The sequence below is a fragment of the Draconibacterium mangrovi genome (genome assembly GCF_010586825.1).
GTDB classification, from domain to species: Bacteria; Bacteroidota; Bacteroidia; order Bacteroidales; family Prolixibacteraceae; genus Draconibacterium; species Draconibacterium mangrovi.
Map to the genome: position 1 here is coordinate 1 of NZ_JAAAGB010000011.1, position 23,364 is coordinate 23,364.

Annotated in this window: 12 protein-coding genes; 2 read left to right on the forward strand and 10 right to left on the reverse strand. The window is 40.2% G+C overall.

Going from position 1 to position 23,364, the window contains the following annotated elements:
* Positions 1-257 precede the first annotated feature (257 nt).
* From G4420_RS20060 to G4420_RS20100, 9 genes are all read right to left on the reverse strand, one after another.
* Positions 258-641, reverse strand: a complete 384-nt coding sequence (locus G4420_RS20060) for a VOC family protein (RefSeq protein ID WP_163325735.1) — start codon at positions 639-641, stop codon at positions 258-260.
* 297 nt (positions 642-938) lie between these two features.
* On the reverse strand, positions 939-2,588 hold the full coding sequence (locus tag G4420_RS20065; protein ID WP_204273767.1) for a DUF4998 domain-containing protein: 1,650 nt from the start codon (positions 2,586-2,588) through the stop codon (positions 939-941).
* A gap of 34 nt (positions 2,589-2,622) precedes the next feature.
* Positions 2,623-3,897: a DUF4959 domain-containing protein gene (locus G4420_RS20070; protein WP_163325736.1), complete on the reverse strand. Its 1,275-nt coding sequence runs from the start codon at positions 3,895-3,897 to the stop codon at positions 2,623-2,625.
* A 129-nt stretch (positions 3,898-4,026) separates the two neighbouring features.
* The gene (locus G4420_RS20075) at positions 4,027-5,991 is read right to left on the reverse strand and encodes a RagB/SusD family nutrient uptake outer membrane protein (protein ID WP_163325737.1); all 1,965 of its coding nucleotides are present in this window, start codon (positions 5,989-5,991) and stop codon (positions 4,027-4,029) included.
* 18 nt (positions 5,992-6,009) lie between these two features.
* Positions 6,010-9,462: a SusC/RagA family TonB-linked outer membrane protein gene (locus G4420_RS20080; protein WP_163325738.1), complete on the reverse strand. Its 3,453-nt coding sequence runs from the start codon at positions 9,460-9,462 to the stop codon at positions 6,010-6,012.
* Between the two features lie 75 nt (positions 9,463-9,537).
* A complete protein-coding gene (locus G4420_RS20085; RefSeq protein WP_163325739.1) occupies positions 9,538-10,722 on the reverse strand; it encodes a FecR family protein in 1,185 nt (394 codons plus the stop codon).
* Positions 10,723-10,772: 50 nt separating this feature from the next.
* Positions 10,773-11,393, reverse strand: coding sequence for an RNA polymerase sigma factor (locus G4420_RS20090; protein ID WP_163325740.1), 621 nt, complete (start codon positions 11,391-11,393; stop codon positions 10,773-10,775).
* Positions 11,394-11,835: 442 nt separating this feature from the next.
* Entirely contained in the window at positions 11,836-14,136 is a 2,301-nt protein-coding gene (locus G4420_RS20095; RefSeq protein ID WP_163325741.1) for a GH92 family glycosyl hydrolase, read from the reverse strand.
* Positions 14,137-14,208: 72 nt separating this feature from the next.
* The gene (locus G4420_RS20100; RefSeq protein ID WP_163325742.1) at positions 14,209-16,431 is read right to left on the reverse strand and encodes a GH92 family glycosyl hydrolase; all 2,223 of its coding nucleotides are present in this window, start codon (positions 16,429-16,431) and stop codon (positions 14,209-14,211) included.
* Positions 16,432-16,778: 347 nt separating this feature from the next.
* Between G4420_RS20100 and G4420_RS20105 the strand changes: the two genes are divergently transcribed.
* Both G4420_RS20105 and G4420_RS20110 read left to right on the forward strand, forming a co-directional pair.
* Positions 16,779-18,818 (forward strand): DUF3857 domain-containing protein, encoded by a 2,040-nt coding sequence (locus G4420_RS20105; RefSeq protein ID WP_163325743.1) that lies wholly within the window; start codon positions 16,779-16,781, stop codon positions 18,816-18,818.
* Between the two features lie 84 nt (positions 18,819-18,902).
* On the forward strand, positions 18,903-20,810 hold the full coding sequence (locus G4420_RS20110; RefSeq protein WP_163325744.1) for a DUF3857 domain-containing transglutaminase family protein: 1,908 nt from the start codon (positions 18,903-18,905) through the stop codon (positions 20,808-20,810).
* On the opposite strand, the gene G4420_RS20115 is transcribed toward G4420_RS20110, so the two are convergent.
* Positions 20,805-23,216: an alpha-ketoacid dehydrogenase subunit alpha/beta gene (locus G4420_RS20115; RefSeq protein WP_163325745.1), complete on the reverse strand. Its 2,412-nt coding sequence runs from the start codon at positions 23,214-23,216 to the stop codon at positions 20,805-20,807. The two genes, G4420_RS20110 and G4420_RS20115, sit on opposite strands and share 6 nt — an antisense overlap.
* Positions 23,217-23,364 lie beyond the last annotated feature (148 nt).

Sequence of the window (23,364 nt, forward strand, 5' to 3'; positions counted from 1 at the left end):
CAAATCAAAGGCTTAACGATTAGAAAAAGATGGAAGAACTATTATAAAAAAGAAATAAATTTACAGTAATAACCTGTAAACTTTTTTTAGGACGAGTCAAAGCATGCCCCCGTTTTCGCAAAGCCGTCCCCAAGGGGCACAGAATAAAAAGATAGGGGCACACGCTTCGCCCCAAGGGGCACGATCTGAAAAACCAGGGGGAAATTGTAAAATTCCGGAGGACTAAGGCAGATTGCCAAACGCGCAAAATGCCAAATCTACTCCCTTGAGTGCAAAGCAATCCGGTTGCCCTCGGTATCGATAAGCAAGGCCATAAAACCGTAATCGTCCGAGATTTTTGTTTTGGGCTGCAGCACCTGACCTCCCGCTTCTTCAACGCGCGAAAGTTCGTTGCTCAGGTCGCCCGAGTGCGCGGTAAAATAAATAACCACACCATTGGTTGACGGGGTGTAGTATTCGGGATGGCACACCAGCGATCCGGCCGAACCGTAACTTTCATCGGTCATCGGGAACCACGCCATATCCAGCGGTCCCATTTGGTTACGGTCGAGTTTGATGTTTAATACTGTTTCGTAAAATTTTATGGCCCGGTCCATGTCGGTTACCGGCACTTCAAACCAGCCTACTGCGTTACTTTGCATATTCGTTCATTTAAAAGGTTGTTGATGTAAAACGCAAATCAGGACATTAAGGTTTAGTTGGTGGTTTATTTATAGCTCTTGGAGTTAATTGAAAAATGATGATCGAAAGAGTAGGGAGGTGTTTTGCGAAAGGACATTAATTAGAAAGTACTTTCTCCGATAAGGGAATGGGTATTCAACACGAATATTTTCTTTGAACAATAAGGTAATAAAAAGAAAATTCCCTCCAGTTACCTGGAAGGAATCGCCTTATAATTAGAATTTAGTTGGTTTGGGAGCGTTATATGTTATTCTTATTTATTCTTTCTCGAAACGTATGTTTGCGAAATAATAAACTAAATCAACTGGCGGATTGAAATCAACCCAGGGTTCTCCTCCAATGTTGAGTACAATAACCCTGTTATGTCTGTTCATTGCCTCAGATAAATCCAGAGTAATTTCAGTCCATTGGTTAAGTTCATTATCCGGAATATAGAAACGAGGTATTTCCCAGTATTCTTGTCCGTAATTACTATTGCCACCAAATGCCCACATGTTATTCATGATTCGTGGCCATAATCTTTTGAAAGGTTCATAAGTACCAACAAGATCACTTTCTTTCGGAGTATAAACACTAAATTTTAAGTATTTATATTCTTCAACATTAAACTGGTACTCTTTAGGCAATGCAAAAATAAACGACGCACTTGTTCTTCTTGGAATGATTTTATAGATATTTTCAAGTCCATCTCCTGCAGGAGCATCTGTTGCCGGATACTCGTAATCCAACCACCAGTTCCAGTCCTGAACGATACCATCTAAGTGGAACTGGTTATCAAGTAATACCGATTGAGGTGTTTCAACCAATTCAACCACGCCACTTTCAACATAAGGAGCAAGCAAATCATCCAATCCCATTGAATGTGGATAATAGTACACTTTGTCAAGAATACCTGCTTCCAAAAGGTCTTTTAATGCTTGTTGGTCGCCCGAAGATATGTTTCCGGCTTTTCTTATACATGGAGAATAATCGCCTCCACCAACAACGTCCTGAATTGTGTTCCTGTCGTATGCCAGTTCAGGTAATTTAAATAAATCGCTACCCGTGAGATCCAGTACTTTCAAATTCGGAAAGTAAAAAATATCCTGAAGCGAATTCGCATGAACCGGATATACCAATTCCTCAATGTCAGAAACTCCATCAGCAGTAAAAACTGTTACACCATTTGCTTGTAAAATATATCTCTCTGCCGGAGAAAATTCTGACGAGCTCGTTGGCATATTGATGCTTAGTACATCATTGAAAATAACGGTATCCAGAATAGGAGTGCGGTTAACAATTGGAACTATTTTGTATTCCATGTCAATGTTAACAGGTTCTCCTGCTTCAAGATTTCCAACAAAAAATCTTGAATCTTCACCTCTTTCTCCACTTTGTGTTTCGCCGTTCTTATCAGAGTAGCTAAATTTTAAACCGTAGTAGTTCATTAGCACTGATGATATTCCGTTTGGCCAGTCTACAACTGCAGCCGAAGGTGAGGCCATTACTCTTGGCGGGCTAACTGCAACGCGAGCTAAATCGGTGTTGGTATATGGAATCAATGCAATTTCCTGTGGAACAGATTCGTTTCCGTATTCATCAACCGTAGTTATATGGAAACGATAAAGCTTAGATTGAGCAAGCCCCGTAATATTTACCCACGACACCAAAGAGTCAATAATGATTTCCTGATCGTCGTATGTAATTTTAGTTTTTACAGCTTTTCCCAGTTTTATCTCGCTGCTTGGAATTCGTCCAGCACTCATCAGGTCAATCTCAACCCTTTCATATCCGATATAACCAATAACGGTATCGTATTTGGCAGGATAAACAACTTCACCTTCATACATTTCCTGCTTTTCGTACATGTCTTCGCATGACCAAATAAAAGCAGCTAAGATTATTAGTGATAATATTATATTTCTCATATGTTCAGATATTTTTATTCATTGTTAGATAAAACTAACTGCCACTTTTTTTACCGTAGTATGTAATTTCAGACAGACAGTTTCCATTATCAAGCGTATAGTTTCCTCCAAATCCTTTTACCGCCCTGTATCGCACCCAACGTGTAGGTTTTGTATACTGAGGATCATCAGGGAACATGTAGGCCATATCGCCCTCTTTTCCTTGTTTCACGATTTCGAGTTCACTCAATCCAACAGGTACTTCGATTTTATGTTGGGTAACAAGTTCCCATTCCTGGGTTGTATCGTCGAAGATGTAAATTTCGTAGATACCTACGTTTTCACCTCTGTAGTACTGCCCCTGACAAAAATCGCCACAGAAGTCCATGTGTCTTTGATGTGTCACAATGCGACTTAACTCATAGTGGTCACCCAGATCTATAATAATATTCCATGGCATATTACCATCTGCACTGTTACCTGTGCGGCCTCTTCCTCCGGTGTGTATGTAGTTAAGGTTGGTACCTTCATCGATTACTCCATCAACGGCGAGTACTAATCTACCTTCTGAGTTACTTCCAAATCCTTGCGGTATGCCTCCGATTGAATCGTTTGTGAGAGGCAGAAACCAATTGGATTTATCAATTTGGGTGTCTTCCAGAAGTGTGACTTCTCCCATGTCAACCGGATCTGAAATGTTACCGTAAATATCAGAAACACGGATTTCTACATTCACAGGCTCGTCCTGCCCGAGGTTAAGATCTTCAACATAACGACGGTCGGTTTCCAGATTTGAGGAGAATACAGAAGTGAATTGTTTTTGTTCACCATTCTGGGTATAACTAAAATCAACGTAAACATTTATACTTTGTTCCAGCTCGTTTTCCCAATCGATAAAGAAAGCACCAAACGCCGGTTTCAGATTAAGTGATTTTGTAACACGGGCAATAGCCGATTCCAATGGTTTTACAGTAACAATAACCGGTTCTGATCTATTTCCTGCCCTGTCTAAAGCATATAACTCAACGTCGTAGTCGATCGTATCTCCAAATCCGTATATGTCAAGTGAGTCAACAAAATACGATGCTGCAAAAGAGAAAGACTGTCCATCTTTGTTGGTATACCTGGCTTCAACACTCAAAAGGTCTTCATCTTCAGGAACAGTATAGTGAAACCTGGCTCCACCGTAGAGGGGAGTATACGAAACCTGAGTAGGCTGGGCCGGAGGAGTATTATCGTCACTTGTTGCTAAACGCATTGTCTCCTCTTCGCAGGAGAACAATAGGATTACGAATGCAGCAAGTATTAAAAAATTAATTTTGATTTTCATAATATCGCATATTTTATCTTCGAAGAACTTAATGATTTTAGTTACTTGTACACAAGTGGTTTTGTCGATGTATGTATAGAAGTGTTTTATCATCTATTCTCTTCGATCATTAATTAAAATGAATTTTTATTACCATCCAGGATTTTGAACGAGTTTAGAATTGGTATTCATTTCATTCAAATCAATAGGCCATAAACAATCGGTAATTGTAAATCTTCTCGACTGTTTAACTTCAAGATTAAAGAAGTTGGCTCCTGTAGTTCCTCTGTAATCCCAACCCCAAATCGGATTTGAGAATTCCATAACAGCTCTTTTTGTACGTAACATATCCCAGAAACGGCTTCCTTCAAAGGCCAATTCGTTTCCACGTTCTGCGAGAATTATGTCTCTCATACCTTCCTTAGTTGTATGCTTGTTAACTGATTTTACGATACTTGCATCAGACCACACTGTTTCAACATTCGGAACACCAGCTCTTTCGCGTACTAAATTTATGGCGTCGTAAACTTCCTGTGTCGGAGCGTCATAATACTCATTTAGGGCTTCTGCTTTCATCAGGTACAAGTCCGCCAAACGGATAATAGGGTAAGGGTATTTAACTGTTCTTGCCCAGTGTCCCGATTTGGATTCAGGATGAACAAATTTCTTGATACCAATACCGGTTTCAAAGTAGTCGGTAGTATGTTGCGATGAGTTAAAACCGCCATCACTACCTGCATACATTTTTGTGTTGATACGAACACCGTGAGTACGCCAGTAACCTCCGGTAACTGCCAGGTTGGCGTAGAAGCGAGGTTCACGATTCAGGTACAGATTTATAGTTTCGGCACCTGGTTGCATAATGCCTTTCATCTCAGTATATTCCGGATCATCAGCACCGGGAGTTGTCGTGATTTCCCACTTTTTGTCTAGTTCAAAAGTAAGGTCTTCTTCAATTGGTACACCATTTTTTGTGTAATACCTTTCTGCCATGCGGTAGGTTGCAGCCAACCATTGCCATGAATACTGAGGAGTATTGGTTATACCACCACCGTAACCGTCAGGCAGTCTCATGTTTGTTGCGTGTCCAATCTCGCCCTGTTCATATATATCAAGGTTTGAATACCCCCAGATTAATTCGTCATTCCAAGGATCGGTAATGGCCATTCTAAGGTCGTATATTCTCTGTACGTTCTCATCATTTTCAGCATAATCTTCACGATCGAAAACATAAGGCTGCGTATCATAATGATATAACTGAATACCGTTGGCTTCGCATGTTTCGATAGCATCTTCAATCGCATCAATAGCGTCTTTCCATTTTTCTTTATCGTAAACCAGAGGGAAGAATGGTTGGCCATCCTTGTCCATGAAGTCACCAAAATATTCCATGTTCCCATTGTAAAATGGGCTAGCCCTGAATAACATAACCCTTGCTTTCATTGATTTGGCAACAACCTGGTCAATCTGACCGGCCAGGGTTGAAGGAACTTTTTCAACTAAATCAGGAATAGCTTCGTCCATGAGCGTGATAACGTAGTCAAAGCAGTCTTCAACTTTCGAACGTTCCTGGAATAATTCTTCTTTAGAAGCATCCGGCGAGATCAGTTCGTCAGCAATAACGATGGGACCATACTTACGTACCAACAGGAAGCTGTAATAGGCTTTCAGGAATTTTACCTGGGCTTTCCAGTCCGCTTTCTCCTCTTCGGTCATATCCGGGACATTATCAATATTACTAAGAAAAACGTTTGCCTGACGGATTCCTGCATATAGTCTTTTGCCGCCATTTGTACCCGACCAGTTTCCTAACAACGGGTTGTTGGCAGTTTGTAAACCGCGTGTTATTCTTATTCCTCTTAAATCCCCTGTGTTGTCGTTATAATCCAGTCGTCCGATATACTCATCACCGGCCAGCCACATGGTTTCGTGTGTTTTTTCTATCCTTGGCATATAGTTATAAACTTTTGCCAGTGCATCCCATGCCTCTTCTTTCTTTTTAAATAAATCTTCCAGTGTAATGGTATTATCAGGAACAACATCCAGATATCCAGTACACGAAGGTATTATGGAAAGAATGTATATGATTGCGAATATTTTTTTCAAAATTTTCATATCAAATATTTTTAAAAATTAAAATGCTAATTGAACACCAATGTTAAACCTTCGGTTCGGCGGATATCCTAATCCGGCACGTCCCATTTCAGGATCCCATAACTTAAATGGACTGACAACAAACAGGTTTACTCCACTACAATAAATTCTTGCATTTTCGAGTCCTATTTTTTCAAAACCCTTAGTTTTGATGTTGTAGCCCATTTCTACTGTTTTTAAACGTAGAAAAGCACCGTTTCTTAACCACCATGTTGATGTTTGCGTGTTGTTTGCAAGCGGATCAACAGATAAACGCGGCCAGAAAGCGTGTACATCAGGATTTGTTTCAGACCAATGGTCTTCAGCAATTAATGAAAGGGCATTTCTTCTTGATGCAAATGGAGCTATACCATGCCGATTGTTCACATTATCGCTGGCATCGCTGGCATCAATAAAAAATGAAACTCTGGCATTACCCTGGAAGAAGAAGGACAAATCGAAATTTTTGAATCCTCCTGATGCTCCGAAACCATATTGAATCTCAGGAACTGTTGGAAGGCCTAGAGGAACACGGTCGTTCGAGTTTACGATACCATCACCGTTAACATCTTTGTATTTGATATCACCGGCTTGATAAGTTCCAAAGTCTTGTTTTGGAGAATTGGCGATTTCTGCTTCGTCAACAAATAGTCTTTCGGCAATTAATCCCCACCATTGATTAGTGGAATGGCCTTTTTGTTTTAGGTATTCATCGGCATATTCTTTTTCGTCCAGCTCAACATATTTGTTTGTTGCGAATGTAATGTTGGCACGGCCGGTTAGCCACCAGTCTTTGGGTGAAATGTACTGGTAATCCGCAGATGCTTCATATCCCCATGACTCTACTTTACCAACGTTACCACTAATTGCTGCTTCTAAGCCGGCAGAGGCGGGGAAGTTTTGTCTTTGGAGATAGATTTGGTCGCGAACGTCCTTAAACAGGTCTCCCTGGATTTTTAGTGCATCATCAAGGAAGGTCATTTCAAGTCCAAGGTTCATCTTTGTTGATACCTCCCAGGTTATGTCCGGGTTGGCATAACGGTTAATATTGTATCCACCGTATTCATTCATAAAAGTTGTTCCCCAACGGTATCCATTACCGCCTTTTGAAATGTCAGAGAGATAGAAAAAACGATCCTGACGTCCTGCAATAGCATCGTTACCAACCTTACCCCAGGTAGCTTTAAGTTTTAGAGAATTAACAATATCTTTCATTGGAGTCCAGAAGTTTTCGTTGGAGATCAACCAACCACCACCAAAAGAGGGGAAGAAACCATATCTTTTTGATCCGCTAAATTTTTCTGAACCATTGTAACCGTAAGCAAATTCAAAGAAATACCGCGTGTCATAGTCATAGGTTAAACGTCCTGAATTACCCATGTTTCTTTCCGGTAATGTTTCGTAGATTGAAGTACTGTTACCAGCTGTTAGTAGGTATTCTTCGAACATACCCACGGTCATTACGCCAATGCTGTGGTTTCCAAATTCTCTATCCCAGTTCAAGCGTGCTTCATAATAATAATGGGCACTTGCATCTCTACCCGGATCAACATCACCCAGATATACCTGGCCACCTTCCGGATTCAGCTCAAATAATTTATATTCTCCGGTAATTTGGTTGTAGCTTTCCAGGTCATAAAAGAATGGACTGTAAGTTCTTCGGCTTGAATAATAGCTCCAGGTGTTTACCGATGCTTTGGCCTGAAGTTTTAATCCTTCAGTAATAAAATCAAGCTCTTGCGATAGAGTTGCCATTGCAGTGATTGAACTCTCGTTTCTGTCTTCATAACCTCTAACCATTTCAGCATATGGGTTTTGTTTTAGGCCACCATTTACAAAAGTATTTCCAAAAAGTATATGGTCAGAGAGCAGGTGCGCTTCGTCTGGTTCGTAAACTGCCGGAAAGTCAACCGGGTTGGAGTTCATTACCATTCTGAATATGTCGCCTGCTGATGAATTTGGTCCGTTGTATCTTTCAAATCTTCCTTGTAATCTTGTGTCAAGTCTTGTAGTAGGCGTAATTTTTATAATAACGTTGTTACGCAACTGCACGCGATTAATATCAATATTATTGTTGAAATTGTTTTTAGAATCAACTTTTAACAGACCGGTTTCGTTTTCAATTGATCCTGCAACATAATAGGTCGCCACTTTTCCACCACCAGATACATTAAAATTCGCTTTTTTGTTAATTGTCGATTTTTCAAAAAGCTCATCGTACCAGTCGATGTTCGGATAGATCATTGGATCAACGCCATCAGCAGTCGATTGTATTTTTTGCTCGCTGTAATAGGTACCCAGTAATGGATTGCGCGAAATACGGGCCTCGTTATATAGTTTCATGTATTCTACTCCATCCAGCAGCTCATTCATTTGTGTAGGCGTTGCAAGATGTGATTCAAGACGCACATTGATCTTAGCCGGACCTTCACGACCCGATTTTGTTTCAACGATGATAATACCGTTTGCACCCCTTGCTCCGTATAATACGGTTGCTGACGCATCTTTCAAAATTGAGAAACTTTCGATATTGTCAGGTTCCAATCTCGCAAGGTCATCTGATGAGGCTTCAAATCCATCGATAAGGATCAAAGGATTTGTTTTGTACCCGAATGTGGTTACCCCACGAACGAAGAACTGCGCATTATCGGCTCCCGGTTCTCCCGAGGTTTGGTACGAAATAATCCCTGGGATTTTACCGGCCAAAGCAGTTGTTAAGTTCGATGAAGGCTGTTTTAGTTCAGCCGGGCGAACTGTTTCAATTGAAGAGATTACACTTTCTTTTTTCTGCTTACCAAAAGCCACTACCTGTACTTCTTCCAGTTCGGTTTCGTCATCGTAAAGCGTAATGTTTACAACATTCTGATCTTTGATAACTACTTGCTCCGGTTTTTTTCCAACAAAAGAAAATTGCAGGGTATCGCTAACCGAAACACGGATGTTATATTCTCCGTTTACGTTGGTTACGGTACCTCTGGATGTTCCCAGAACCATAATTGAAACACCGGGAATTGGAAATCCATCCACTTCAGTAACAACTCCGCTAACTACTTTTTGTTGGTCTTGCTGGGCTGGAACAACAGCTTTGGCAGGTTTTGCTTTTCGCAGAATAATCTGGTTGTCTTCTATTTCGGCAGTAACAAAAGCTTGTTTGCATAACTCTTCCAGTACATAGTTAATACTTTTGTTTTCAGCCTGAATAGAGATCTTCTGTCCTTCTTGAAAAACCTCGTCCTGATATAAAACGTAATATTCTGTTTGGCTCTCAATTTGCGTGATTAATTCTTTAACAGTAGCATTTCTAAGGTTGAGATTAAGTTTTGCCTGGGCGGCAGAACTTACCCAGCCGGTACTACACAGCAAAATGGAAAGCAAAAGCGTTAGCTTTAATTTTTTAAAATTAAAAACATAATCTTTTCGATCGAAAAGATGTCTCTTTCGTGATTTTCTCATAAATTTGATGGTTTATTAAATTAAGATTAATACTCTTAAAGCCTTAGAGTATTTGCACATACTCTTTGGCTTTTTCTATTTTATGGCATATTCTGTTTCATTTATTTTTACAATCTCTACTGATGCTGTTTTAGCTATTACATTCAACACACTTTCTTTATCCTCTTTCAATTCAAGTTTTCCGCTAATTCGCAGTAAGCCCAGATTCGGGTCGGCGTAACTGATTTTAATGTTATAATACCTTTCCACTTTTCTGAAAATCCGGTTTAAATCCTGAGTCTCAAAAAGTAAAAAACCTTTTTGCCAAGAAATATAATTGTTGACGTTTACTTCGGAAATTGAGGTTTCTTTAGAGTTAATATCAAAAGCAGCTCTTTGATTTGGGGAGAGAATGTACTCTTTTGACGAAAATTGGAAGCCATGCTTTATCATTTTTACTTTTCCTTCAACAAGAATTGTTTCCACAATATTATCTCCGGGGTAAGCCGACAGATCGAATTTTGTGCCCAGAACCTCAATATTTATTTCTTTTGTTTGCACAATAAATGGCATATCCGGGTTGTGAGTAACATCAAAATATCCTTCTCCGAGAAGTGATACAACCCGGCTTGAACCTTCGAACTTTGAAGGATAAATAAGACTCGACCCTGCATTTAAATGTGCAACGGTACCATCAGATAATTTTATAGAAGCACTTTTGCCATAGGGAACAAACAATTGGTTTAAATCATTTTCAATTACTGCTTTCCCTGACTGAACTGTATCTCTCTTATTGATAACAATTTGTCCCTGGTTATTATAAACAATCTCTGATTCTTTGTCAGGTATTTGAACATTTTTTCCATCAGAAAGCGTGAGTGTGGAATAAGGGTAATTATTATCGTTCTTCCCAAAGTATTCAAACTCATTGAAACGAGGCGATTTGATATACTGGTTAACGCCTATTCCCAGTACAAAAAAGATTAGTCCGATGGCCGCATACTTCGAAATGGTAAGCACTAACGTCCGTCTTTTTGTTTTTACTCTTGATTTTACAATTGCCTGCTGAATTGCAGAATAGATGTCTTGTGCGGTTTTTTCGGTGTCGGTAACCGGTTTTGATTTAAGAGATAAAATAAAGGTCCGGGCGAGTTGTATTTGTTCCTTTTCAGATTCATTGCTTTCAATATAAGCAATCCAGAATCTGTCGAGCTTTTTTGAAGGTTTGTTGACCCATTTTACAAATTTTGGATCTTCTAAAAATTTTAATATTTCATTCATAAGAATCGGATATACACCAATAGGTTCCCCTGATTCTTAAAACATGGACATCAAATTGAATTTATTTTTCGAAAAAAGACAAAAAAGATAGTTTTAAACTCTTTTTTATCAATATAGCTTCTTAGTGAAAGCATCGCTCTGTAAAATAATTTACGTGCAGATTCAACGGAGATGCGCATGATTGAGGCGATTTCTTCATAGCTCATTTCTTCCTCAAATTTGAGGTATATAATCTCCTTTTGTTTTGATGGTAGCTTTGCTGTAGCTTGTTGAAGAAGATTTTTTATTTCCTCCGAAATCTCCTCTTGTTCGAGTTTCTCCTGGTAGCTATATTCTATATGAAAATCAAGTTCAACATTTTCTGTACTTGTGTCTAATGTCTCTATCCTGGAATTACGTTGAAGTCTCTTATATATTCTGTTTCGAAGAGCAATGAATAGATATGCTTTGAGGTTTTTTATTTCCGTTTTTTGCTTTTTGGGTTTTAAGAAAAGATCAATGAATATTTCCTGAATACTATCACGAACAGTATGCTGATCCGGACATAGTTTTGAGCCATAAGCAATTAACTGATATATATAGATATTGTAAATGGCAGTAAAACTGTCACTATTGCCCGTCTGAAAGGATTGCCATAAATTGTTTATATCCTTATCACTACTCCGTTTCATAAAATTATAGTTGACAGGTGACGTAAAGATGAAATTTTTTTAATAAATACCAATCTTTACTATGTTTTTTTATAAGAAAATACTCCTGTAATTAGCCTTCTCGTACCATAGTGTTGCAATCTGTTAGGTTTTGCAGAAGTCTTATTGCTGTTAGACAGCCCAATGCCAGCAGTTTACCGTAAAAAAAAAAAGTTTAACAGGTGTTTACTTTTTGTTTGTTTTCAAGTTCGAATTTATTCTAAGTTTATTCAGGTTAATAGGTTTTTAAGAAGCTTTGATCTGTCGCTGCTTGTTCTGTGTATATCGCAAGAAATAATGCCGGATATGGCTAGCGGTTAAAGGGACACGATATTGAATAAACAGGCCTTTTATGCAAACGATACATATTATAATAGATTTTCCCGGAGTAGTAATAGACTACATCCGGGAAAATATTGGTGTTTTATTTTTCGTCAAAAGTCATGGAGTAGGGGAAACTGCTTGTTTCCGTTCCACGCGATTTGTTGGGATGGCTGGCCATGTCAAAAACAATTTCTCCGCCATTTTGAATAGTGGCGTGTTTCAGGAAGTTTTTGTTGTACGATTCGCCGTTCAGCACCACATCGTTTACATAAACGTTTTCCTTTGAGTTGTTCGTTGCATCGATTACAAACTCATTACCGTTTTCAAGTGTAAGTGTAATTTTGTTGAACAGCGGCGATCCCAGCACGTACTCGTCGGTTCCAGGACAAACAGGATAGAATCCCATTGAACTGAAAACATACCATGCCGAAGTCTGGCCATTGTCTTCGTCGCCACAATAACCATCAGCCTGGTAAGAGTACAATTTGGTTAGTACTTCGCGAACATGCGCCTGTGTTTTCCAGGGCTGATCGGAATAATTGTATAGGTAAATCATGTGCTGAATTGGCTGGTTGCCGTGTGCGTAGTTACCCATTCCGGCAATCTGCATTTCACGAATTTCGTGAATAGTACCGCCATAATATGAATCGTCGAAAATAGGTGGAACAACAAATACCGAGTCGAGCATTGCCACAAATTCATCGTTTCCGCCCATCAGTTGTTTCAGGCCTTCAATATCCTGAAAAACGCTCCAGGTATAGTGCCAGCTGTTTCCTTCGGTAAAAGCATCGCCCCATTTGTACGGGCTGAATGGCGACTGGAAAGTACCATCTTCATTTTTACCGCGCATAAGTTTGCTTTCGGCATCGTAAACATTGTGGAAATTGCGGGCACGTTGTTTAAACAGGTCAATCTCTTCCTGTGGTTTTCCCAGTTCCTGCGCCAGTTTCCAAATGCAGTAATCGGCATAAGCATATTCCAGCGTACGGGCAGTATTTTCGTTAATGCCAACGTTGTAGGGCACATAACCCAGCTCGTTGTAATAATCTGCTCCATAACGGCCAACAGAATGAATCTGCTCCATATAACCGTTGGTGTTTTTTATCATGGCTTCGTACAAAGTTTCAATGTCGTAACCACGGATTCCTTTTAGGTACGAATCGGCAATCAATGATGCCGAGTTAGAGCCGATCATACATCCACGGTGACCCGGACTTGCCCATTCCGGCAGCCAGCCACTTTCTTTGTAAGTATTAACAAGGCCTTCCATGATCTGGCTGTTCAGATCAGGATACATGAGCGTAAAAAACGGGAATACGGCTCGGAACGTGTCCCAGAAACCATTGTCGGTAAACATATATCCGGGCAATACTTCGCCGTTGTACGGACTGTAGTGTACGATATTATTGTCGGCATCAAATTCGTAAAATTTACGCGGGAAAAGCAATGTGCGGTACAGACACGAGTAGAATGTTTTTTGTTCGGCTTCGCTGCCACCTTCTACTTTAATCCGGCCCAGTTCTTTCTCCCATATTTGCTCGCCTTCGGCTTTAATCGCCTCAAACGATTTGTCGCCAATCTCCCTGCTCAGGTTCAATTCAGCTTGTTCGGCACTGATAAACGATGAAGCCAGTTTTACATTCACTTCTTCACCTTTTTTTGTTTTGAATCCAACAATACCGCCAACATGGAAACTTTTGGCTTCGGCTGTTTCCTGCAAATCATCGTCTTTCCAGGTTTTTACCACCTCAAAATCTTTATCGAAAACGGCTACAAAGAAGTTCTTGAAATTGGCAGGTACACCGCCGTGATTGTTCTGGCAGTAACCAACAATTTTGCGTTCTTCAGGAATGATCTTCACCATTGATCCGCCATCGAAAGCATCCAAAAGAATGTACGATTCGTCATTTTCCGGAAATGTAAAACGGAACGACACTGCGCGGTCGGTTGGCGTGAACTCGGTAGTAACATCGTAATCGGCCAGGTACACTTTGTAGTAGTGCGGTTGGGCGACTTCGGCTTTGTGCGAAAACCATGATGCACGTTCAGCGCCTTTAAATTTCAATTCTCCGGTAACCGGCATCAACGAAAATGCAGCGTAATCATTAATCCACGGGCTTGGCTGATGGGTCTGTTTAAACCCCTGAATTTTATATGAATCGTAGGTGTAGCCCCAGCCGTCGCCCATTTTGCTGGTTTGCGGTGTCCAGAAATTCATTCCCCACGGACGGGCAATGGCAGGGTAGGTGTTTCCGTTAGAAAGTTTAAATTCCGAATCGGTACCCATTAACGGGTTTACCAGATCCACCAGATTTACTGGCGTGGTCGTTGATTGTATGCTGACTTTTGAAGTGCAGCTAAATAGAATTGCGCCTAGGCAAAACAATAAAAAATACTTCATGGTAGTGAGTTTATTAAGTTGTTGTATAGGTATAAATAAGGCGCAAAAATATAATTATTTTGTTCAAACCTGCTATTCATAGCCTGATTTTGGACGGCTGTCTGCAGCTTGACCAAATTCTTTATTAGGTTCTGCAGCCATAGTAAATTCCAACACTCCACCATTAACAACATCTGTGTGTGTGATATAGCTTTTTGTATAAGGCTCGCCATTCAGTGTAACCGAATCGATATAAATATTTGTCTTATTCAGGTTTTTAGCTTTTACCTCAAATGTTTTCTCGCCCGGTAATTCAATAGTAGCCGATTCAAACAGCGGACTGCCCAAAACATAAACACCATTGGCCGGATTAACCGGGTAGAAGCCCATCGACGATAATACATACCACGCCGACATTTGTCCGCAGTCTTCGTTTCCGCAAAGTCCGTCGGGTTGGTCGGTATACATTTCATTCATAATGAAATTAACTTTTTCGGCCGTTTTCCATTGCTGACCTGCAAACGCGTACATATAAGGGATGTGGTGCCCCGGTTCGTTTCCGTGTGCGTACATGCCAATCAAACCTGAAATGTCGTTTGATGCGCCTTCGTTTAAGGTTTCTTCGGTAGTAAAAAGCTCATCCAGTTTTTCTGTAAAAGCAGTTTCGCTTTCGAAAAGATTAATCAATCCGTTAATATCGTGCGGAACCAGCCAGGTGTATTGCCAGGCATTTCCTTCGCAAAAATCGTCGGCACGATGCTCCGAATGTACCGGGTTAAAAGGAGTACGCCAGCTGTCATCGGCAATTCTACCTCGCATAAAACCGGTTTCCTTATTGAAATATTTTTCGTAATATTTTGCTCGTTTTGAGAATAATTCAAAGTCTTCTGTTTTTCCCAGTTTCTTTGCCATAGCAGCCACACACCAGTCGTCGATAGCATATTCCAGTGCCATTGCAACCGATTCAACTGTTGAATCAGCCGGAATGTAACCTTTCTCTTTTATAAAGTTCAGGCCGCGCTCATCCATCAGCATGGTTGCTTTTACGGCTTTAAAAGCTTTTTCTGCATCAAAACCAGTGTATCCTTTCAGTAAAGCATCGGCAATTACCGGAATGGCGTGGTTGCCCACCATTGTATTGGTTTCGTTGCCGTGCAGGTGCCACACCGGAAGTTTGCCCTGCTGATCGTAAATTGCAAGCATTGTACTTACCATATCGTCAACACGATCCTGATGTACCAGTGTAAACAGCGGATGTGCTGCGCGGTAGGTATCCCACAACGAAAAAGTGGTGTAGGTATCGAAACCCGGATCGGTATAGTTTTTACCATCGGCTCCGCGGTAATCGCCGTTAACATCATCGAACAACGATGGTGCTATCATAGTGTGATACAAAGCGGTGTAAAAGGTAGTTTTAGTTGATGGATCAGTATTTCCAATTTTTATTTTTCCCAGTTCGGTATTCCAATTGGTGCGGGCTTGTGCTTTTGTGGCTTCAAAATCCCACTGGGCCAATTCGGCGTTTAGGTTGTTTTTTGCGCCATCGGTGCTAACCGGAGAAATTGCAGTTTTTACGAGCAATTCACCGTTACCATCAAATTCAATTTCAACGGTGTTAATTCCTTTGTCGTTTTGTCGCAGTATTTCCAGAGTTTTAATGGGTTTCGAAAATTCGGTATGGAAATAAATTTTTTGGTCTGCTGCCCATCCTTTTGAATAGCGAAATCCGCTAATTCTATTGTCGCCTTCCTTTTGAAGATCGGCTTTGGTAAGTGCATCCCAGCCTGTTCCGTAAGCCAGGTCGATAATTAATTTCGAATTGCCCGAAGCGTTAAAGATGTATCGGTGAAAACCTACACGTTCGGTGGCAGTTAGTTCAGCCTGAACATTGTATTTATTGATATTAATGGAGTAATATCCGGGGCTAACCTGTTCGTCGTCGTGGGAGTAAAGGGCACTCCATGGGTACGCATCGTTTGATGCCTGCTCGTAATTGAAATCATCTGAAACGGGCATAAAAAGCAAATCACCAAGATCGCCAATACCTGTTCCACTCAAGTGGGTATGCGCAAATCCGATCAGTACAGAATCGGAATAATGATAGCCCGAGCACCAGTCCCAGGTTTCCTGTGCATTGTTTGGCCCAAGCTGAACGGCACCAAAAGGAATGTTGGCTCCTACAAAAACATGTCCGTGATAATCGCTGCCGATATACGGATCTACATAAGCTGAAAAATCTTCAGGTTTTGGTGCCTGCGAGCACGATAATAAGATGAACGCAAAAAATGCGTTTACAATTAAAAGAAATCGGTTCATTTTGTTGAATTAGGTATGCAATATTAAAAACAAAAAAAGATCAGGACATTCCCGATGCTGCAAAATTAATCAAATTTTGAAACGTGGGGGTGAATCTTGTCATGTAGCGAAATGGTTCGAAAGTAAAATTCTTAATGTTCAGGAAAACGATCGGGTTTCACCTCGTTCTTCATTTCATCAACTTTTCAGAAATTTCAGCAAGAAGGTTTCAGGTATTACCGATGTTTATGTTTAACAACATTTTTCATAAACTTCAAGAAAATAGACCGATTTTATGAAATGTTTCTTTTTTTCGTAAACTTTGTTAGCATAATTAGTCTAATCTTAAAAACCAAAACTTTAAACTTATGAAGTCTTTACTATTGTTACCCTTGTTTCTTCTAATCATTTTATCTGCCAATTGTAACGAGAATAAAATCAAGTTTGGAAAGATCGATAAAGAGGATCTGGAAATGACTCTTTATGAAAAAGACACTACGGCGGTTGCTGTAGTGTTGTATGAGTATGGCGAGAGTGAAATAGAGTACAACCAAGCTGTTGGCTGGAGACTGGTATTTTCGGTACACCGGCGAATTAAAATTTTAAAAAAGGAGGGTGTTGAATATGCTGATTTCCAAATCGGACTTAGTAAAGATGGTATGCACGAGGAGGAGGTAAATGGATTAAAGGCAATAACTTTTAATCTGGAAGATGGAAAAATTGAAAAGACTGAGTTGAGTAATAAAGATGTTCATCTGGATGATGTAAATAAATATTACAAACAGGAAACTTTTTCCATGCCAAACGTAAAGGTTGGTTCGGTTATCGATTTAAAATACTCCATTGATTGTAAGGCCTTTGTTCGAAATATGCGGCCATGGATGTTTCAACACAGTATTCCTACAGTTTATAGCGAGTACATGGTGAAAGTTCCTGAATATTTCAGATACAGAAAGTTTACATTAGGTTTCGAAAAGTATGCAATATTTGAAGAAGATTCGTATCCTGTATCTCAGGTGATAACCTATAAAACAAGTTCCGCAGCAGATTTACAGACTCCCGGGCTCATGAATAACACGCAGTATGACCAAAGTACACTGGCTTTTTCCAATAACAGATACCATTGGATTGCAGAGGATATGCCTGCTTTCGAAAAAGAAGCCTATATTTCAACAGTAGATAATTATATCCAGCAGGTTCAATTTGAATTACAATCTGTTCAGTTTCCGGGTGAAAAGCTTTTTACTTATTCCGAGTCGTGGGAGTCGATCAATAAAAACTTAAAAGAAGATGAAGATTTCGGTAGGATTGTATTTGGAAATGCAAACTTTCTGGAAGATGAAACCAATAAACTACTATCGGGAATAACAGACGATGTGGAGAAAGTTGCTATTCTTTATAACCACGTACGCTCTAACTATAAATTTACAGGCAGAAATTCGATCTATTCAAAAGGACTTCGTAAAACTGTTTCAGATAAGAATGGAAATGTTGCCGATATTAATTTCCTTTTGTCTGCCTATTTAAGAAACGCCGGATTCTCAGTAAAACCAATGGTGCTAAGTACACGGTCTAATGGAATGTTCTTATATCCAACGGTAACTTCATTTAACTATGTGGTTTTGGTTGCCGAGATAAATGGTAAACCGTTACTATTAGATGCAGCTGACAAAGATTGCACAATAAATGAGTTGCCTTACCAGTGTCTTAATGGTAATGGTTTAATTGTTGGCGGTGCAGAACCGGAGTGGGTAAATCTTTACAAGCTGGGAAATGCCAATTCTCAATTTGTGTCAACTATTCAAATATCAGAGGATGGTAAGTTGTCGGGTTCGGTATCTATCGCAAGATTGGGGTACGCAGCTCAGGCATTCAGAACTGAAGTTGGAGAGTTTGCGAATGTGGAAAAGTATATTGAAGATTTTGCTGACAGCAATCTTGACTGGGATATTGAAGAGCACGAGGTTGATGGGGTGAACGAACTCAGAAATCGCATAACCGAGAAATTGGAAGTTAGTCTTACTAATAAGAGCATATCTGCAGGTGACATGATTTATATTACTCCTTTAATTGCCAATGCAACCGACGAAAATCCTTTTAAGCTGGCAGAACGAAAATATCCGGTTGATTTTGGATTTAACTTTAAGGAAAGTGAAATGGTAATATTCAATTTACCCGAAGGTTATGTGGTTGAAGAGATACCTGAAACATTTAATGCAATATTGCCCGGATCGAAAGCATCTTATTTGTTTTCAGTTCAGAAAATCAATGATAAGCAGTTACAGGTCATTTCCAACTTCGCGATAAATCAGCCGGTATTTCAGGCCGAGGATTATGCGGCGTTAAAAGAGTTATTTAATCATATTATCGAAAAACAGAGTCAGCAGATTGTTCTGAGGAAGATTTAATGAAAGCCGTTGGCGTTAAATGCTGAATTTAAATTAACGCTTGTCCGGGGCTTCAATTTGTTCTGTTAAATAATTCGAAAACTAATGAGCTTAAAGCACTACTTTTTAATACTGATTATTGTATGTTCGAGTCTTTCACTTGATGCAAAAGAATCTTTCTATCCGGTTTCAGATATAAATCCGATTTTGTTGCTGAATTCAAACGCCGTAGTTCGCGAGAGCAAAATCTTACTTGAAATATACTCCACAAAGAAAGTGAGTTATAAAGTTAAGGAGGTTATAACTGTGTTAAACGAAAACGGAGAAAGCGAAGGGGTGCTCTATATTCCATATGACTCAAATAGAACTGTGAATATTAAAGAGGCAATTGTTTATGATAAAAATGGATCGTTTGTAAAGAAGTTTAAAAACACTGAAATCTACGATCAGCGTTATTTCGATGGATTTTCTTTGTATAGCGATGCACGTTTCAAACGAATAACTCCAAATTTCAGTTCTTATCCTTACACCGTGATGTACGAGTATACGATAGATCTTAACGGGGTTGTAGACTATTACGATTGGACACCCGTTGATGGCTATTATAAATCAATCGAACAGGCCAGCTATTCGATAAGTTTGCACGATGATATGCAGGTTCGCATTCGGGAAAATAATATTGAATCGATAGAAAAAAATGGAGGGGTAGATGATGATGTTCAGTATTCGTGGCAACTAAAGAATCAACTTGCCATTGAAAGAGAATCTTATGCAATTCCGATTTATGAGCATGTTCCAGCTATTAGTATTGCACCAACAGAATTCTCCTATTTTGGAACGGATGGTGATTTATCGACCTGGGAAAGTTACGGCCAGTGGATATGGGAATTGATAGAAGATAAAACAACATTGCCTGAAGAACGAATACTTTTTCTGAAAGAGCTTGTAAAAGGAGAAGATAATACCTTGGATAAAGTGAAAGCGATTTATAAATACCTGCAGGAAGAAACGCGTTATGTAAGTGTTCAGTTGGGCATAGGCGGTTTTGAACCCCTTTCAGCTGAAAAAGTTGATGAGGTGAAGTATGGTGATTGTAAAGCCCTGGTAAATTATATGCGTGCAATGTTGGAGGCGGTTGGAATAAATTCTTATTATACCCTTGTTAATGCCGGCCGTACGGCAGAGAAAATTGTACCTGACTTTCCGTCGCAGGATTTCAATCATGTTATATTGTGCGTTCCGCTTGAATCGGATACGGTATTTCTTGAATGTACCAGCCAGTTTTCTCCCTTCGGCTTTTTAGGAAGTTTTACTGCTGATCGTATGGTGCTGCTGGTCGATAAAGATAACAGTCGTTTAATCCACACCCCAAAATTCAATCAAAACGACAACCTGTGGAAATCGTCCGTTTCGATTGTATTAGATGCACAGGGAAATGCTGTTGTAAATGATACCGTTGTCTATAGCGGTTTACAATATGAGTTTATTGAAGATCAGTTAAGAAAAACAACCGAAGAACAGATTGAAGATGAATTAAAAGAAGGAGACATTACCGGAGCCGTGTACAAAAATATCGTATATCGTTCCAATCAATCTGAAGTTCCTTCAGCCACACGTATCAGGGAAATAGATGTTGCCAGATTCGCTGCCAAAATGGGTGATCGTTTTTTTATGCCTGTTAATATCATAAATCAGTCATCATCTACTCCAAGGCGGGAGAAGAACAGAACATATCCTTTTCGTATGAACCTGTCATATCGCGATATCGACAAGGTTGAGATTCAGCTACCCGAAGGATACGAAATAGAATATCTTCCGGGAGGAACCACTATCACATCTGACTTTGGTAGTTATCAGTATTCTTTAGAAGCTAATGGACGTACGCTCTCCTACATTCGAATGAATGAGATCAATGCCGGTACTTTTCAGCCCGAAAAATATGCTGCTTTTGTAGAATATATGAAGAATATATACGATGCCGACAATCAGAAAATCATTCTGAAAAAACTATAGCTCCGGAAAACGATCAGGTTCCACTTCGTGCATCATTTCGTAAACATTTTTGAAAAGCAACTCTACGTTTGGTTTTGAGAAATATTCGCCATCGATACCATAGGCCGGACGGTGTTCCTGTGCCGAAAGTGTTCGTGGTGCGGTGTCTAAATAATCGAATGCTTTTTGTTCTTCGATAACTTTTTGCATCATATATGCCGTTCCTCCTCCGGGCACATCTTCGTCCATAAAAATTACTTTTCCTGTTTTTTTGATGGATTCCAGAATGACATGATTAACATCAAAAGGCATCAGAGTTTGCACATCGATTACTTCGATTGAGATACCTTTAAAATCCTGCAACAGTTTGGCTGCTTTCACTGCATGATGTACGTTCCATGCGTAAGTTACAACGGTTACATCCGTTCCCTCCTGCATAATTTCAGGTACACCAAGCGGGATTTTGTATTCGCCATGGTTGGCCGGAAGTTTTTCCTTAACGTTATAACCTTTTAGCGGCTCAATAACCAGCGCCGGGTCGTTACCTTCCAATAACGTATTGTAAAAACCTGCAGCTTGTGTCAGGTTGCGGGGAACACAGAGGTACATGCCACGCATCGATCCCAAAAGCATTTGCATAGGCGATCCGGCATGCCAGATTCCCTGTAACTGATGACCACGGGTACGCACAATCAGCGGTGCAGCCTGGCGGCCTTTGGTGCGGTATTGCAAAGTAGCCAAGTCGTCGCTTAACTGCGACTGTGCATAAATCAGGTAGTCGAGGTATTGAATTTCGGCAATCGGGCGGAAACCACGCATCGCCAAACCAATTCCTTGTCCAATGATGGTAGCCTCACGAATACCGGCATCGTCAACACGAACTTTGCCGTATTTCTCCTGCATGCCTTTCATCCCCTGGTTTACATCGCCCAGTTTTCCGGTGTCTTCGCCAAAAGTTACCAGGTTCGGGTATTTGCTAAACAGGGCATCAAAGTTTTTATTTACAACCACCGAGCCGTTTACATCGGCAGAGTTCTCATCGTATTCTACTTCAACTGCTTTTACATTCAACGCAGCGTCGGGTCCGGTGCGGTATAATTCTCCATTATAAAAACCGGCCGTGCGTTCTTCAAAACGACTGATCCATTCTTTCAAAATGTCGCGTTCATCTTCCAGCTCCGGCATGGTATGAAGTTCGAGTTTTAGTCTTTTTGCAAAACTAAGGTGCGATCTTCGGGTTGGGAAAATCTTATCGGTTACTTTTTCAAACCGTCGTAAACTTTGCAATTCACTGCGTTTATCTATTCTTTTCAGAATTTTGATCAACTCAGTTCGCTCATTCTGGTATCCTTCGGTATAATTGTTCCATGCTTTTTTGCGGGCTTCTTTAGCTCGTTTTTGTGCCGATTTTTCAATCTCATCCAACATATCTTCATCGGCAATTCCTGATTCGAGCATCCATTTGCGCATTTGGTTAACGCCGTCGTACTCTTTTTCCCACTCCAGGCGTTCTTTTGTTTTGTATCGTTCGTGCGAACCCGATGTAGAGTGCCCCTGTGGCTGTGTAACTTCGTTGATGTGGAAAACCACCGGCGACTGATTTTTCCGGCAATTGTCAATTCCTTCTTTGAATGTTTTTACCAGATCAGGGTAGCTCCAGCCTTTACATTTATAAATGTCGACACCGTTGCTGCCTTTTTCTTTGGCAAAACCTTTCAGTGCTTCCGAAATACTTGATTTTGTTGTTTGCAGCTCAATCGGCACGCTAATTCCAAAACCATCGTCATAAACTGCAATGGCAAGCGGAACCTGCAGCACTCCGGCTGCATTTATCGTTTCAAAGAAAATTCCTTCGCTTGTACTGGCATCGCCAATACTGCCAAACGCCACTTCGTTTCCGGTAACATTGTTGTTCAGTTGCTTTTTCAATTCGGGTTGTTGCCGAACCATTTTACTGGCTTGTGCCAAACCCAGCAAACGTGGCATCTGACCTCCTGTTGATGAAATATCGGAAGCAGAATTGAACTGATCAGCAAGATCTTTTATTTCTCCCGAATCGCTTATGTTTCTTGTGCTAAAATGATTATTGAAATTTCGTCCTCCGGTAGAGGGATTAATTTCGTCGTCGGTATCGCCGTAAATCATGGCAAAAAACTCCTCCGGTTCCAACAATTCCAGCGCCAGCATAAAGGTCTGGTCGCGGTAATACCCAGAGCGCCAATCGCCTTTTTTGAAATTCTTGGCGTAAGCAATCTGGGCAATTTCTTTTCCATCGCCAAAAATACCAAAGTGCGCACGTCCGTTATGTACCTCACGGCGCCCCATTATACTTAATTCGCGACTTAATCGCGCAATGTAGTAATCCTGAAGTGCTTCTTTTGCAGATATTTGGTTCTTTGTTGCCGGTTTTTCCTTTTCTAAATACATAAACGATTCTTGTTAATCAGTCGCAAATAAAACGAATATAAGTCAGAAATGTTTAGCTAAGGTGCTAATTTAGAATGCACTAAAAGGTGCATGAAATTAGGGATTTTTGTATAACAGGACTAAAAAGTATCTATTTGAAAATGAAACT

Excerpts from the sequence above, each read along its gene's own strand:
- G4420_RS20060 (WP_163325735.1), bottom strand. The coding sequence starts at position 641 with ATGCAAAGTAACGCAGTAGGCTGGTTTGAAGTGCCGGTAACCGACATG.
- G4420_RS20110 (WP_163325744.1), top strand. The coding sequence starts at position 18,903 with ATGAGCTTAAAGCACTACTTTTTAATACTGATTATTGTATGTTCGAGT.
- G4420_RS20100 (WP_163325742.1), bottom strand. The coding sequence starts at position 16,431 with ATGAACCGATTTCTTTTAATTGTAAACGCATTTTTTGCGTTCATCTTA.
- G4420_RS20075 (WP_163325737.1), bottom strand. The coding sequence starts at position 5,991 with ATGAAAATTTTGAAAAAAATATTCGCAATCATATACATTCTTTCCATA.
- G4420_RS20105 (WP_163325743.1), top strand. The coding sequence starts at position 16,779 with ATGAAGTCTTTACTATTGTTACCCTTGTTTCTTCTAATCATTTTATCT.
- G4420_RS20085 (WP_163325739.1), bottom strand. The coding sequence starts at position 10,722 with ATGAATGAAATATTAAAATTTTTAGAAGATCCAAAATTTGTAAAATGG.
- G4420_RS20080 (WP_163325738.1), bottom strand. The coding sequence starts at position 9,462 with ATGAGAAAATCACGAAAGAGACATCTTTTCGATCGAAAAGATTATGTT.
- G4420_RS20095 (WP_163325741.1), bottom strand. The coding sequence starts at position 14,136 with ATGAAGTATTTTTTATTGTTTTGCCTAGGCGCAATTCTATTTAGCTGC.
- G4420_RS20070 (WP_163325736.1), bottom strand. The coding sequence starts at position 3,897 with ATGAAAATCAAAATTAATTTTTTAATACTTGCTGCATTCGTAATCCTA.
- G4420_RS20090 (WP_163325740.1), bottom strand. The coding sequence starts at position 11,393 with ATGAAACGGAGTAGTGATAAGGATATAAACAATTTATGGCAATCCTTT.
- G4420_RS20065 (WP_204273767.1), bottom strand. The coding sequence starts at position 2,588 with ATGAGAAATATAATATTATCACTAATAATCTTAGCTGCTTTTATTTGG.
- G4420_RS20115 (WP_163325745.1), bottom strand. The coding sequence starts at position 23,216 with ATGTATTTAGAAAAGGAAAAACCGGCAACAAAGAACCAAATATCTGCA.